Annotated in this window: 11 protein-coding genes and 2 pseudogenes; 7 read left to right on the forward strand and 6 right to left on the reverse strand. The window is 61.6% G+C overall.

Annotated features, from left to right (window positions below):
• The 4 genes and pseudogenes from QHC67_RS09445 to QHC67_RS09460 form a co-directional block, all read right to left on the reverse strand.
• Positions 1–392, reverse strand: a pseudogene (locus QHC67_RS09445) (IS6-like element IS6100 family transposase); the annotation flags it as partial.
• Between the two features lie 62 nt (positions 393–454).
• Positions 455–1,087 (reverse strand): annotated as a pseudogene (locus QHC67_RS09450) (UTP--glucose-1-phosphate uridylyltransferase); the annotation flags it as partial.
• Between the two features lie 145 nt (positions 1,088–1,232).
• Entirely contained in the window at positions 1,233–2,930 is a 1,698-nt protein-coding gene (locus QHC67_RS09455; protein WP_319293664.1) for an MFS transporter, read from the reverse strand.
• A 71-nt stretch (positions 2,931–3,001) separates the two neighbouring features.
• A complete protein-coding gene (locus tag QHC67_RS09460; RefSeq protein WP_319293794.1) occupies positions 3,002–3,889 on the reverse strand; it encodes a LysR family transcriptional regulator in 888 nt (295 codons plus the stop codon).
• 104 nt (positions 3,890–3,993) lie between these two features.
• Between QHC67_RS09460 and QHC67_RS09465 the strand changes: the two genes are divergently transcribed.
• The 5 genes from QHC67_RS09465 (at position 3,994) to QHC67_RS09485 (ending at position 9,195) form a co-directional block, all read left to right on the forward strand.
• Positions 3,994–6,093 carry a malate synthase G gene (locus QHC67_RS09465; RefSeq protein WP_319293666.1) on the forward strand — a complete coding sequence of 700 codons (2,100 nt, stop codon included), beginning with the start codon at positions 3,994–3,996 and terminating at the stop codon, positions 6,091–6,093.
• A gap of 108 nt (positions 6,094–6,201) precedes the next feature.
• Complete coding sequence (locus QHC67_RS09470) at positions 6,202–6,384, forward strand: CsbD family protein (RefSeq protein WP_319293668.1); 183 nt, start codon at positions 6,202–6,204, stop codon at positions 6,382–6,384.
• Between the two features lie 156 nt (positions 6,385–6,540).
• Entirely contained in the window at positions 6,541–7,251 is a 711-nt protein-coding gene (locus QHC67_RS09475; protein ID WP_319293670.1) for a CoA transferase subunit A, read from the forward strand.
• A complete protein-coding gene (locus QHC67_RS09480; RefSeq protein ID WP_319293672.1) occupies positions 7,248–7,883 on the forward strand; it encodes a CoA transferase subunit B in 636 nt (211 codons plus the stop codon). Before QHC67_RS09475 ends, QHC67_RS09480 begins: the two co-directional genes overlap by 4 nt.
• 46 nt (positions 7,884–7,929) lie before the next feature.
• The gene (locus QHC67_RS09485) at positions 7,930–9,195 is read left to right on the forward strand and encodes a serine hydrolase domain-containing protein (protein ID WP_319293674.1); all 1,266 of its coding nucleotides are present in this window, start codon (positions 7,930–7,932) and stop codon (positions 9,193–9,195) included.
• A 6-nt stretch (positions 9,196–9,201) separates the two neighbouring features.
• Here QHC67_RS09485 and ubiG read toward each other — a convergent pair whose 3' ends face one another.
• The gene (ubiG, locus tag QHC67_RS09490; protein ID WP_319293676.1) at positions 9,202–9,963 is read right to left on the reverse strand and encodes a bifunctional 2-polyprenyl-6-hydroxyphenol methylase/3-demethylubiquinol 3-O-methyltransferase UbiG; all 762 of its coding nucleotides are present in this window, start codon (positions 9,961–9,963) and stop codon (positions 9,202–9,204) included.
• A gap of 95 nt (positions 9,964–10,058) precedes the next feature.
• Here ubiG and QHC67_RS09495 point away from each other — a divergent pair, with 95 nt between their 5' ends.
• Together QHC67_RS09495 and QHC67_RS09500 are read left to right on the forward strand one after the other, a co-directional pair.
• Positions 10,059–11,318 (forward strand): aspartate kinase, encoded by a 1,260-nt coding sequence (locus QHC67_RS09495; protein ID WP_319293678.1) that lies wholly within the window; start codon positions 10,059–10,061, stop codon positions 11,316–11,318.
• A 58-nt stretch (positions 11,319–11,376) separates the two neighbouring features.
• Positions 11,377–12,387 (forward strand): nitronate monooxygenase, encoded by a 1,011-nt coding sequence (locus QHC67_RS09500; RefSeq protein ID WP_319293680.1) that lies wholly within the window; start codon positions 11,377–11,379, stop codon positions 12,385–12,387.
• Between the two features lie 116 nt (positions 12,388–12,503).
• Here QHC67_RS09500 and QHC67_RS09505 read toward each other — a convergent pair whose 3' ends face one another.
• Positions 12,504–13,670 carry a pyridoxal phosphate-dependent aminotransferase gene (locus tag QHC67_RS09505; protein WP_319293682.1) on the reverse strand — a complete coding sequence of 389 codons (1,167 nt, stop codon included), beginning with the start codon at positions 13,668–13,670 and terminating at the stop codon, positions 12,504–12,506.
• Between the last annotated feature and the right edge of the window lie 5 nt (positions 13,671–13,675).

The raw sequence follows: 13,675 nt of genomic DNA on the forward strand, positions 1-13,675 counted from the left end.
GGCTTTTCCCAGTGCTTCAGGCCTCGCAGGGCCTTGCCCAGGAACCGCTTCGCTGCCTTGGCGCTGCGGGTCGGCGACAGGTAGAAATCGATCGTGTCGCCCCGCTTGTCGACTGCCCGGTACAGGTAGGTCCACTTGCCCCGCACCTTGACGTAGGTTTCATCCAGGCGCCAGCTCGGATCAAAGCCACGCCGCCAGAACCAGCGCAGCCGCTTCTCCATCTCCGGGGCGTAGCACTGGACCCAGCGATAGATCGTCGTATGGTCGACCGAAATGCCGCGTTCCGCCAGCATTTCCTCAAGGTCGCGATAGCTGATCGGATAGCGACAATACCAGCGCACCGCCCACAGGATCACATCACCCTGGAAATGGCGCCACTTGAAATCCGTCATCGTTCCGTCCGTCCAATCTCCGCCAAGCATGCTCAAGCTTCACGATTTTTGCAACAGAGCCCTTCGGGCTGCAGGATATAGCGCCCAGCAACGATGAGATTGGAGGGTGCGGTGCCAAGGGCAGGCTTTTCGACGAGGCCCTTTACTACGGTGAGGTCGCCATTGGTTCCCGCGGGGTCCAGCACGCCGTAGCTTGGCGTCTGCTCCATCGGCACCTCAAGGCCGCAGATGAGATTGCCGCCGACGCGCTCATATGCGTCCACCATCTGCTTCAAGCAGCCCGGTTTGCCGTGCATAAATTCGTCCGGCAGGAGGATCGCGAAAGGTTCATCGCCAACGATGTCGCGGGCGCACCAGATCGCATGACCAAGGCCGAGCGGTTCCTGCTGGCGGATGAAAACCGCATTGCCCGGCGCAAGCCGCGTGCCGTCCAAAGCCGACATGTCCTTGCCGCGTTCGCGCTGGGTTGATTCAAGCTCGAAGGCCATGTCGAAATGATCTTCAATGGCGTTCTTGCCGCGCCCAGTCACGAAGATCATCTGTTCGATGCCGGCTTCGATAGCTTCGTCGACGGCATATTGGATCAAAGGCCGATCGACGACCGCGAGCAATTCCTTGGGAACCGATTTGGTCGCGGGAAGGAAGCGTGTGCCAAGCCCAGCGACAGGGAAAACAGCCTTGCGTATCCGTTTCATAAGGGTCCCGTAATTGTGGCAATCAAATCATTAAATGCGCCGGCAGGCACTTTGCTATGACCTGCCGAAGCCTATGACAAGTTCCCGGTCTCCGCTAATTGCTATTTCGCAACCGCAACATAAGTTGGTCCCAGGCCAATTTAGTTCAGCCTTCGACAGCCCGAAGCTGTTCGCCACACTGGAGTTGGCGCAAACGAGCACGCAGGATTGTCCCGTTTGCGGCCTGCCATCGTGCGGCACGAATTCCGACGGGAAAGAATGCTGTTCGGTCGAAGATTGCGATCTTATATCGTGCGCAGAGGTTGTCCAGCATGTCCAGATCAAGCGCTGCGAGCGAGAGGACCAGCGGTCGCGTGAACTGTCCATGATCGTTTCGGACAAGATCTGAAGCGTAGATGCCGCCGCGTGCATCGACCAACACGACATCAGCATCACTGGCGCGGATCAGGCGGTTGCTTGCTGCATAAGGGGCAACCCATTCCTGCGCCCGCCAAGCCAGGAACCCGGTCGAGCAAAGCGCAATTCCGCTGGCAAGAAGGACCGGCTTTAGCGATGCGGTCTCACGGCGTGCCATTGCTGTCCAGCCATAGCCCGCGAGCAGGCAGAAGCTGCCGATATAGCCGTGCATATAGCGGAAGCCCCAGCCATAAACCTGCGCCGTCATCAGCGCCGCGCCCGCGACACATCCGATGGCGAGCGGCAGGATTGGCGCGCCGCCTTTGAACAAAGTGCGCCATCCGCAACCCAGCACGGCTGCAAGCGCGAGCGGGATGAGCAGGAGATTGTTCCAGGCGATGAACCGGACGCTATAGGCGAATGGATACCAGCTTTTGAGGACGCGAGTGCCGAGGCTGGAGATTTTGTCCGCAACACCTGCGGACGGGCGGATGTCGCTGGCAGGACCGTGCAGGTCGATCAGGAAAGCCGGCCACCATTTCGCCCAAATTAGGACGATGACGGCGCACACCGAAGCATGAAAGGCAAGGGCAAGCCAGCGGCGCTGCAAAGCAAACCAGATCAGAAAGCCGACGATATAAATCAGGACGAAATGCCACTGATGGAGACCGCCTGCGAGCACCGCCACTATTGCGGCACCCACATGACCCTTCCAATCGTCACGGAGTACCAGTGCGAGCCAGAGCATGTTGAGTGCGAAGTGGCCGGTCATGGCATAAGGTGTCATGGCAGTGATGGTGAGCTGGGCTGAAGTCAGCCCCATCAACATCGCCACCCAGATCGCATCGGGACGGTCGGGGAACAGCTTCCGTGCGTTGTGCCAGAGCGCGCCCAGACCCAACGCAAGCAAGGCAGGCGGCGCGAGATTTGCATCGCCGATCCATGTAAAGGCAGCGCGGATGGCGCTGTTCACGGGCAGGTAGTTGGCAGCCCAGAAACGCGCGGCGCCAAAGGGCGAGAAGAACTCCGGGATGATCGCGCGGCGGTAGGCGATCCATTCTTGGGGTATAGGCCATGCCAGCTTGCCTTCCCGCATATAGGAAGCGGCGAATTCGGCCATCTCCTCGTCGCGGGAGAGGCTGTAATCCTGGAACACGATATAGCGCCCGGCCCATGCAATAAGCATCGCCAGTAGGACAAGGATCCCGACGCGTTTCCATTCGGGTGCGGGAAGAATGATAGGGCGGCCGCGGCTCGCCCATGAAGCCAGTAAGGCAATTGCCGTTAAGCTCCCGATCAGCGCGGGGAAATCCTGGTCGATGAAGAATATCTCGGGGATATTGCGCGCACTGGCGAAGGTCACGTGGACGAGGAACGTCGCACCCAGCAGCATCGCGAAGGCGAACGCCCATTCCAGTAGCCAGCTGCGGGTCTGTGCTGCGTTCAACGTCCGTCCTAAGTAAGGGATGTCTCTTTGCCGAGGGTTGATTGGGGAGGCAAGCGCGCTGATCCCCGCCGCTATTCCCAGGGCGGGACCGGGCCATAGAGCTTGGCCAGAAAGTCGATGAAAGCTGTCAGCGTCAAGGATGCTGTCGGCATCGGCGGGTGTACGGCATAGATCGCGATGTCCGACGAGCCAGTCACATCGGGGAGGATGCGCCGCAAGGTGCCGGCTTCTAGTTCCCGATTGACATCCCAAAGCGACCGCAAAGCGATGCCGATGCCGCCAATCGCCAGTTCGCGCGCTACTTCGCTGGAGTTGGTGTGCACATGACTTATGCCTTCCCATGTGGTGGGTCCGGTGGGGCCAGTCAGGCGCCACGGCAATTGGCCCGTAGCGGCGAGAAGGCGATGTTTGGCGAGGTCCGGGATCGACTTGGGCTCGCCCCTGGCCGCGATATAGTGGGGGGAGGCGCAGAGGACGCGCTCGCTGCGCGCCAGCCGGTGCGCCGTCAAGCCGCGGGGAATTTCCGGAGCGATGCGGATCGCTACGTCGATGCCATCGGCGAACAGATCGACGAACTCGTCGGACAAGTGGAGCGTAAAGTCTATGGCCGGATAGCTTTCGAGGAAGGCTCCGATATGGGGCGCAAGGTGCATGCGGCCGAAGGAAGTCGGGGCGGAGACGCGGAGAGGACCGCTTGGTTCGTCGGCCGCGCCCTGGACCCGGCTTTCCGCTTCCCGAAGTGCAGTCATGATGGTCTGAAGGTCGGCGTGGAGCCGCTGCCCCTGTGCCGTCAGCGCCATCTTGCGCGTGGAGCGGTGAAGCAGCCTTGTGCCCAGACGTTCCTCGAGACGCGAGAGCCGCTTCGACACCATCGCTGGTGAGGTGTTGAGACGCCGACCGGCCGCTGAGAGGCTGCCGGAGGTGACGATAGCCATGAACAGGTCATAGTCAGGGTCCATCACGATTATTGCACCAGAGGAAAAGCTGTTGCTGATCCTTAGCGTCTACTCTGCATAATCGACGGGGTCTATAGTGCGGCGACATCCACAAGGAGTTCAGACATATGGCCACCCTTCAAAAAGCGGATATCGGTGTCGCAGCGGAGCTGGTGCATTTCGTGGAGGCGCAGGCTCTGCCAGGCACCGGCATTGCGCCCGAAGCCTTCTGGTCAGGTTTTTCAGACATTTTCGCGCACTTTGCACCACGAAACGCCGCTCTGCTGGCCAAGCGGGACGATCTGCAGGCAGAGATCGACGAGTGGCATAGAGCCCGGGCGGGCAAGCCGCTCGACATGGCAGAATATCAGACGTTTTTACGCGAGATCGGCTATCTGGTCCCGGAGCCAGCGCCATTCGCGATCACCTCGACAAATGTCGATGACGAACTGGCGACGCTGGCGGGGCCGCAACTGGTCGTGCCGATCCTGAACGCCCGCTTCCTGCTTAATGCCGCAAATGCGCGGTGGGGCAGCCTGTACGATGCGCTCTATGGCACCGATGCGTTGCCGGGAAAGGCGGAGGGCAAGGGCTATGATGCCGCGCGCGGCGCGCAGGTCATCGCATGGGCAAAGGCGTTTCTGGACAAGGCGGTGCCGCTGGCCAGCGGAAGCTGGACAGACTGGCAGGGCGGCGAGCCGGTGCTGCGTGATCCGGCGCAACTGGTGGGCCGTTCTGGCGACAACATCCTGCTGAAGAACAACGGTATGCACATCGAGTTGGTCATCGACTTCGCGCATCCGATCGGCAGGGACGATCCAGCGGGGTTGGCCGATGTCGTCCTTGAGTCCGCGCTGTCGACGATCTGCGATCTTGAGGATTCGGTCGCCGCCGTCGATGCGGAGGACAAGGTCGCCGCCTATGCGAACTGGCTTGGTCTGATGAAGGGCGATCTGGAGGACACGTTCGAGAAGGGCGGGGCAGTGATGACGCGCCGCTTGAACGCTGATCGCAGCTATACTGCCCCAGATGGTTCGGTGCTGACGCTGCCGGGGCGTAGCCTCTTGTTCGTGCGCAATGTCGGTCATCTGATGACGACGCCCGCTGTGCTGCTGGCGGATGGCGGCGAGGCACCCGAAGGCATTCTCGACGGGATCATGACGAGCCTGATCGCGCTCCACGACCTCAATCGCTCAGGCAATTTCGTGAACAGCCGCGCAGGCAGCATCTATATCGTCAAGCCCAAGATGCACGGGCCGGAGGAAGCCGCGTTCACTAACGACCTGTTCGACGCGATCGAGGACCTGCTGGGCCTGGCGCGCCATACGATCAAGGTTGGGGTGATGGACGAGGAGCGGCGGACCTCCGCCAATCTCGCGGCCTGCATCCAGGCTGTGAAGGATAGGATCGTCTTCATCAACACCGGGTTCCTCGACCGGACGGGCGACGAAATGCACACATCGATGCAGGCGGGCCCGATGATCCGCAAGGGCGACATGAAAACGTCGAGCTGGATCAAGTCCTATGAGGATCGCAACGTACAGATCGGTCTCGCCTGCGGGCTGTCGGGCAAGGCGCAGATCGGCAAGGGCATGTGGGCCGCGCCGGACAGGATGGCCGACATGCTGGAGCAGAAGATCGGGCATCCGATGACGGGCGCTAATACCGCATGGGTGCCATCACCCACTGCCGCGACGCTGCACGCGACGCATTATCATGCCGTCGACGTTTTCGCGCGGCAGGCGGAGCGCAAGGCGGAGCCGGTGGCGAGCCTCGACGCGCTGCTGACAATTCCAGTCGCAGCCGGTCAGAACTGGTCGGAGCAGGACGTTCGCGACGAACTGGACAATAATGCGCAGGGCATATTGGGCTATGTCGTCCGCTGGATCGATCAGGGTGTCGGCTGCTCCAAGGTGCCCGACATCCACGATATCGGTCTGATGGAGGATCGCGCCACCCTGCGCATTTCCTCGCAGCATATGGCGAACTGGCTGCTGCACGGCGTCTGTACGCAGGAGCAGGCCGAGGAAGCGCTGGAGCGCATGGCGGCCAAGGTGGATGCGCAGAATGCGGGCGATCCACTGTACCGGCCGATGGCGGGCAATGCGGACAGCAGCCTTGCCTATCAGGCGGCGCGCGCGCTGGTGTTCGAAGGGCTGACGCAGCCTAATGGCTATACCGAGCCGCTGCTCCACGCCTATCGTGCGAAGGTGAAGGCTATAGCGTAAGCAGCACTCGCTCTGGCGCGTTTAGGCGGCATGGCGGGAACTTAGATCGTTATCCTACATTGTCTTTCGCAGCGGGTCGGCAAGATTTCACGCAGAAGGAGAATTCCCATGGGCGAACTTTCGGACAAGGCCAAGGGCATCGCCAATGAGGCGGCAGGCAATGTGAAGCAGGCCGTCGGCAATGCACGCAATGATCCAGCTCAAGTAGCTGAGGGCAAGGCGCAGGAGACCAAGGGCGAAGGCCAGAACCTCAAGGGCTCGGTCAAGGGCGCCTTGGGCGACAAGATCTGACCGCCTGACAGCCAATCGCCTTTGGACGTGAAAAAGCCGTGTCGGCAACGACGCGGCTTTTTTCATGTGCGGCTTCCCAAATTGACCGCGGCGGTTTGCCTGCTTATGGCGTCCACATCTTCGATCTTCGCGCGCTTTCAACAAGGGGCCTCACGAATGAAAAAGCTGTATCCCGACGCTGCATCTGCTCTGGAAGGCCTCTTGTTCGATGGGATGCAGATATGCGCGGGCGGCTTCGGTCTGTGCGGCATACCCGATCGGTTGATCGATGCGATCCGCGACCATGGCGTCAAGGACCTGACCATCGCCTCCAATAATGCAGGGATCGACGGCGAGGGCCTCGGCAAGCTGCTGCGCACGCGACAGGTGAAGAAGATGATCTCCAGCTATGTCGGCGAGAACAAGGAGTTCGAGCGGCAGTATCTGGCGGGTGAACTGGAAGTCGAATTCTGCCCCCAGGGAACGCTGGCCGAGCGCTGCCGGGCGGGTGGGGCCGGTATTCCGGGCTTCTACACCAAGACCGGTGTCGGCACGCAGGTTGCCGAGGGCAAGGAAGTGAAGAATTTCGACGGAGAGGACTATATCCTCGAGCGCGGCATCTTTGCCGATCTGGCGATCATCAAGGGCTGGAAAGCCGACGAGAGCGGTAACTTGATTTTCCGCAAGACCGCCCGGAACTTCAATCAACCGATGGCGACCGCTGCCAAGATCTGCGTTGCGGAAGTCGAGGAAATCGTACCGGTCGGCAGTCTCGATCCGGACTGCATCCATCTCCCCGGCGTCTATGTGAAACGCATGATCGTCGGCGCGCCCTACGACAAGAGGATAGAATTTCGAACCGTTCGCCAGAAGGAGGCCGTCGCATGAGCTGGACCCGTGACGAGATGGCCGCGCGTGCCGCAAAGGAATTGCAGGACGGCTTCTATGTGAACCTTGGCATCGGCATTCCGACATTGGTCGCGAACCACATCCCGGCGGGTGTGGAAGTGACGTTGCAGTCGGAAAACGGGATGCTCGGCATCGGGCCGTTTCCGTTTGAAGGGGAGGAAGATCCCGACCTGATCAATGCGGGCAAGCAGACGATCAGCGAATTGCCGCAGTCGGCCTATTTCTCCAGCGCCGACAGCTTCGCGATGATCCGCGGCGGGCATATCGACCTGACGGTGCTCGGCGCGATGGAAGTCGCGGAGAATGGCGACATCGCCAATTGGATGATCCCCGGCAAGATGATCAAGGGCATGGGCGGCGCGATGGACCTCGTGGCGGGCGTCAAGAAGATCATCGTCGTGATGGAGCACAACGCCAAGGATGGCGGCCCCAAGTTCATCCCTGCATGCACTCTGCCGCTGACCGGCAAGAATGTGGTTGATATGATCGTAACCGATATTGCGGTGTTTCAGCGGCCGGATCATAATAGCCCTTTCAAATTGATCGAAACCGCGCCGGGCATTTCGGCGGAAGACGTCAAGGCAAGGACCACGGCCAATTACATCGTATAAGATCAAGCGTAAGCGCCCGAAGCAGGGCCTATTCTACGGCTGGCGTTTGAAGATTATAACCGGCGTGCTGGTTGGCGGCGGCGTGTTGGGATTGTCGGTGCTGCCTTGGAACGGCCCGCTGGCGCCGCATGTCGAATGGCCGATTGCTGCGCGAGCCGCGCCGGTGAAGCTGCCGGTGACGCCTGCCGACTGGCACGGGAAGATCGACTATCTCGCGCTCGACGCGCGCATACGGGCGATGATGGCTGACAAGAGCATGGAGGGCCTTGCGGCCGCCGTGGTCGAGGATGGGCGGCTCTCTTTCGTGCAGGGCTATGGGCTCGCATCTAGTGAGACCGGCGAAAGCGTGAATGAACATACGGCCTTTCGCTGGGCATCCCTGTCCAAGAGCGTGGCCGGTACTTTGACCGCGCGGCTGGCGGCCGATCACGTGCTCTCGCTATCTGATCCGCTGGGCAAATATCATACGAGCCTTCGCCTGCCCGGCGACGCCCAACGCACATTGACGCTGGAGCAATTGCTGTCGCAGCGCACCGGGCTATCCAAAAATGCTTATGACGACCGGCTGGAGATTGGGCAGGATCCCAAGGTGATCCGGCAGAGTTTTGCGACCTTGTCCAATGTCTGTCCGCCGCGAACCTGTCACAGTTACCAGAATGTCGCATATGATACGATCAGCGAGGTCATCGGCACCGCCACAGGTAAGCGTTATGGCGAAGTTGCCAATGAGCGGCTTTTCCGACCCTTGGGTATGACCGGTGCGAGCGTAGGGATGGATGGCCTGCTCACGTCGAAAAGCTGGGCGCGGCCCCATCGCAATGGCCGTACGCTGCCGATGCTGGATTATTACTATCGCGTTCCGGCCGCGGCAGGCGTCAATTCGTCGATCGTCGATCTCGCGCGTTGGATGCAGGCGCAGATGGGGCTGGAGCGCGATGTGCTGCCGGCCAAGGTGCTGCTGGATGTGCAGCAGTCCCGCGTGAATACGCAGCGCCCTTACGGAAACTCACCCTTCGGCCGGGAGTTGAAGAATCCGGGCTATGGCCTTGGCATGCGCAGCTTCACCTACAAGGGACATCGGCTGATCGGGCATAGCGGTGCGGTGTCGGGCTATCGTTCCACGATGATGTTCGACCCGGCGACGGGGACCGGCATCGTCATGCTGTGGAACAGTGAATCCAGCATACCTTGGCGTCTCCAGCCGGAATTTTTCGACAGGGCTTACGATCTGCCTTTCACGGACTGGCTGGGGCTGAAAGCAGGGCTGACGCCGCCGCCGAAGGACAACAGCATCGCCAATCCGGCGGGTTGAATGGGGCTAGGCGGCCGGTGCCGTTTTGACGGCGGTCAGCAGGTAGTTGAGGGTGCGATTCTCCGACAGCACGAACCCGCGGGTCGGGTCGAACATCAGGCCGCTCCAGCGCGTCACTCGTAAACCGGCGTAGTTCAACAGAGGCTCTATCTCTTCCGGCGTCAGGAATTTCGCCCAATCGTGCGTCCCCTTGGGAATTTGCCCAAGGCCTTCGCCAAGCGTGATCATCGCAAGCCGCGACAGGGGCGTACGATTGGGCGTGGATAGAATCAGGAGGCCGTCGGGTGCAAGCGCATCGGCCAGGCCGTGCAGGAAGCGGGCAGGGTCCGTCACATGCTCGATCACTTCCATGCTGGTGACGAGATCGAATCCCGTTTCACCGAGCGCCTCCACGCCGACAGCGCGGTAGTCGATGGCGAGGCCCTGTGCCGTCGCGTGAGCCTGTGCAGCAGCGATGTTCTCTGGCGCAGCGTCGATGCCGGTGACGTGCGCACCGAGACGAGCCAGCGGCTCGCAGAGAAGGCCCGCCCCACAGCCCACGTCCAGCGCCCGCTTGCCAGCCAGCGGACGCAGCGACTTGGCGTCGCTGTGCCAATGGGCATCCACGGCGCCGCGGATGAAGGACAGGCGCGCAGGGTTCAGCTTGTGCAGCATGGCGCTGCTGCCCTTAGGGTTCCACCAGTCGGCAGCCATGGCTCCAAAGCGCGCGGCTTCGGCGGGATCGATGGTGCTGGTCGGTGTCAGCGAGGGTGCCGGGTTGCTTGCCATATCTGTTCCAGCTTACTAAGGGAGGCGCGCTTTTGCACCCCTCCAACACACTCGTTTCGACATAAACTTACCCATAGGCAAGGCTGACAGCAAATATGGCGCGCATCGTGATGAAATTCGGCGGCACCTCAATGGCGGGGATGGAGCGAATTCGCAACGTGGCGGCGCGCGTGAAGCATGTCGTCGCCCAAGGCAATGAAGTCGCGGTCGTCGTTTCAGCGATGGCGGGGGAGACGGACAGGCTCGTCGGCTTTTGTCGCGAAGCCAGCCCGCTTTACGACCCGGCCGAATATGATGTCGTGGTCGCCGCGGGCGAGCAGATCACGAGCGGCCTTCTGGCGATGACGCTGAAGGCGATGGGCGTGGACGCGCGTAGCTGGCTTGGCTGGCAATTGCCGATCCGTACCGTCGAGGCGCATGCCAAGGCTCGGGTCGAGAGCATGGAAACCGGCGCGCTGTTGGCGGCCATGGGTGCAGGGCAGGTTGCGGTCATTCCGGGCTTTCAGGGGCAGATGGAAGATGGGCGCGTCTCCACTTTGGGCCGCGGCGGGTCCGATACGTCAGCCGTGGCAGTCGCGGCGGCGATCAAGGCGGACCGCTGCGACATCTACACCGATGTGGACGGCGTCTATACGACCGATCCGCGCATCGTGGCCCGCGCGCGCAAGCTGCACATGGTAACATATGAGGAAATGCTCGAACTGGCATCGGTCGGCGCGAAGGTGCTGCAGACGCGTTCGGTGGGCCTCGCCATGAAGGAAGGCGTGCGCGTTCAGGTGCTGTCGTCCTTCGACGATCCAACACAGGACGATCTGCCCGGCACGCTCATCGTCAGCGAAGAAGAAATAGAGGACAACGAGATGGAACGTCAGCTCATCACCGGCATCGCGCACGACAAGAACGAAGCCAAGATCATCGTGACCCGCGTGCCCGACAAGCCCGGCGCGGTCGCCAATATCTTTGGGCCGCTTGCCGATGCGAGCATCAATGTCGACATGATTATCCAGAATGACAGCAAGGACATGGAGGAGACGGACGTCACCTTCACCGTGCCGCGCGCCGATCTGGCCCGCAGTGTCGATATCCTGGAAGCGCGCAAGGACAGCATCGGGTTCCGCCGGATCATCACGGACAGCGAAGTCGCGAAGATCAGCGTTGTCGGCGTCGGCATGCGCAGCCATGCGGGCGTCGCCGCGCTGATGTTCAAGACGCTGGCGGATCGCGGGATCAATATCGAGGCGATCTCCACCAGCGAGATCAAGGTCAGCGTGCTGATTGACGAGGACGAGACGGAGCTGGCGGTGCGCGTGCTGCACACCGCTTATGGTCTGGACGCGGACGCGCCGGCGGCCTGAGGCCAAGCGGTATCGACCAACGTCGCCGCTGTTGCAGCGGCGTAACGCAGGAATTTGAATGAACCATCCTAGACTTGACGCCTTGATGGCGCGCGGCACTGCATTTCTTGGCTGCGAAACCGCGATCATGTGCGGGGCGATGAGTTGGGTGAGCGAACGCAATCTTGTGTCCGCCATCTCCAATGCCGGTGGATTCGGGGTGATTGCCTGCGGAGCGATGACGCCTGACCTGCTGGACCGGGAGATCGCCGCCACCAAGGCGCTGACGTCCAGGCCCTTCGGCGTGAACCTGATCACCATGCACCCGCAGTTGTTCGACCTGATCGACGTGTGCGCGAAGCATGACGTGACACATGTGGTGCTTGCTGGCGGCCTGCCGCCCAAGGGCAGCATCGAGGCGATCAAGGCCAAGGGTGCCAAGCTGATCTGCTTCGCTCCGGCTTTGGCGCTGGCGAAGAAGCTGGCCCGGTCGGGCGTGGATGCGCTGGTGGTTGAGGGAATGGAAGCGGGCGGTCATATCGGTCCCGTTTCGACCAGTGTGCTGGCGCAGGAAATATTGCCGGAGATGGCGGCGCAATTGCCGGTGTTCGTAGCAGGCGGCATCGGCAGGGGCGAGGCGATTGCGGCCTATCTGGAAATGGGCGCGGCGGGCGTGCAACTGGGCACGCGGTTCGTTTGCGCGCATGAAAGCATCGCCCATCACGCGTTCAAGAAGGCATTCCTGCGGGCATCGGCGCGCGATGCGGTGGCGAGCGTGCAGATTGACCCTCGCCTCCCGGTAATTCCGGTGCGGGCGCTCAAGAATCCGGGGACGGAGAACTTCACTGCAAAGCAGCGCGAAGTCGCCAATCTGCTGGACGGCGGCTCCGTCGACATGATGGAAGCGCAACTGCAGATCGAGCATTACTGGGCGGGCGCGTTGCGCCGCGCAGTAATTGATGGCGATGTGGAGGGTGGAAGCCTGATGGCTGGCCAGTCGGTCGGCATGGTGACGAAGGAGGAGCCCGTCGCCGAGATTATCGCGGCGTTGATGTCGGAGGCTGGCGCAGCGCTGGACGGCCGGGGCTAGGTTGACTCCTCTCGCCTGTCGGGAGGGAAGAGAGTTGTTGGCCGAGCTGCTTAGCCGCAATGGCGAGGGGCGTGCGCCTTAACGATGGCCCACGACCCCTCATTCGACTTCGCGGGTTAAGCCGTCAGAATCTTGTCGAGCGCTACTTTGAACTTCGACATTTCTTCGGCCGATCCTACAGTCACACGCGACACGGTCGGCCAGATTTCCCATGACCGTCCGATCTGGATGTTCTGCGCAAGCAGTGCCGCCTGCATTTCCTTGGCCTGCTTGGTCTTCCAGTCGACCATGAACATATTAGCCTGACTGCCCGTGTGGAAGGCAATGTTGCGCTTCTTCAGATGAGCGAGCGTCTCCTCCCGGACCGATACCATTTCGGCACGCCGCGCCTTGATGGCGTCGGACGCAGTATAGGCCGCCGTGCCGCAGGCAAGCGCCGTCACAGGCAGCGTGCCTGTGACCTGCCGGCCATCATAGCGCATCATCTGAGCGTGAAGCGAGGGATCGGCGAAGGTCAGGCCGAGGCGCATGCCCGCCATGCCGAACATCTTGGAGAAGGTGCGCATGACGATCACGTCCTTGCGGCCCTTGGCAAGGGCCGTCGCGCCGGGGGCATCGGAGAAGTGCAGATAGGCTTCGTCGATCAGCAGCACGGAGTCGGCAGGCTTGTTAGCCGCAAGCCATTCCAGATCCGCTATCGGCGTGATGGTGCCGGTGGGGTTGTTCGGCGTGACGATGTAATAGAGGCCCGCCTTGGGGTTCGCGGCCAGCATCGCCTTAACGTCGGCGCCCTTGCCGGGCGTCATCGGAACCTTCGAAACCGGAGCCTTCAGCCATGCCGCAGCGCGCCAGGCGGATTCGAAGGTCGGATCGGGCGTCACAAGGCCCTTTTCGGGCGAGCAGAAGGCTATGACGGAGCGGACCAGCGGATCGCCCGAGCCGGGCCAGGGGAGAACATGTTCTTCAGGCAGACCTTCGACCTGCGCCACGGTCTTGATGAACTGTCCGCGAAGGTCGCCCGGATCGTAGCGATTGCCCTGAGCGACGATCTTGGCAGCGGCCTCTGCTGCCACCGGGAAAGGGCCGGTCCAGCATTCGTTGGCGCCGATCTGCACTGCGCCTGCGACGCCACGTGCCGCCTGGCTTTGTGCAAAGGCCGGGCGGAAAGCCGTGACACTTGCCGCCGCGCCCAGAAGCGCCGCCACCTGACCCATCTGCCGCCGCGAATAGCCACGGTCGAGTAAGTCCTTTTTCGCTGTCGCATCTATTGCAATGGTGCTCATCTGCT

It is taken from the genome of Sphingobium sp., assembly GCF_033795625.1.
Classification (GTDB): domain Bacteria; phylum Pseudomonadota; class Alphaproteobacteria; order Sphingomonadales; family Sphingomonadaceae; genus Sphingobium.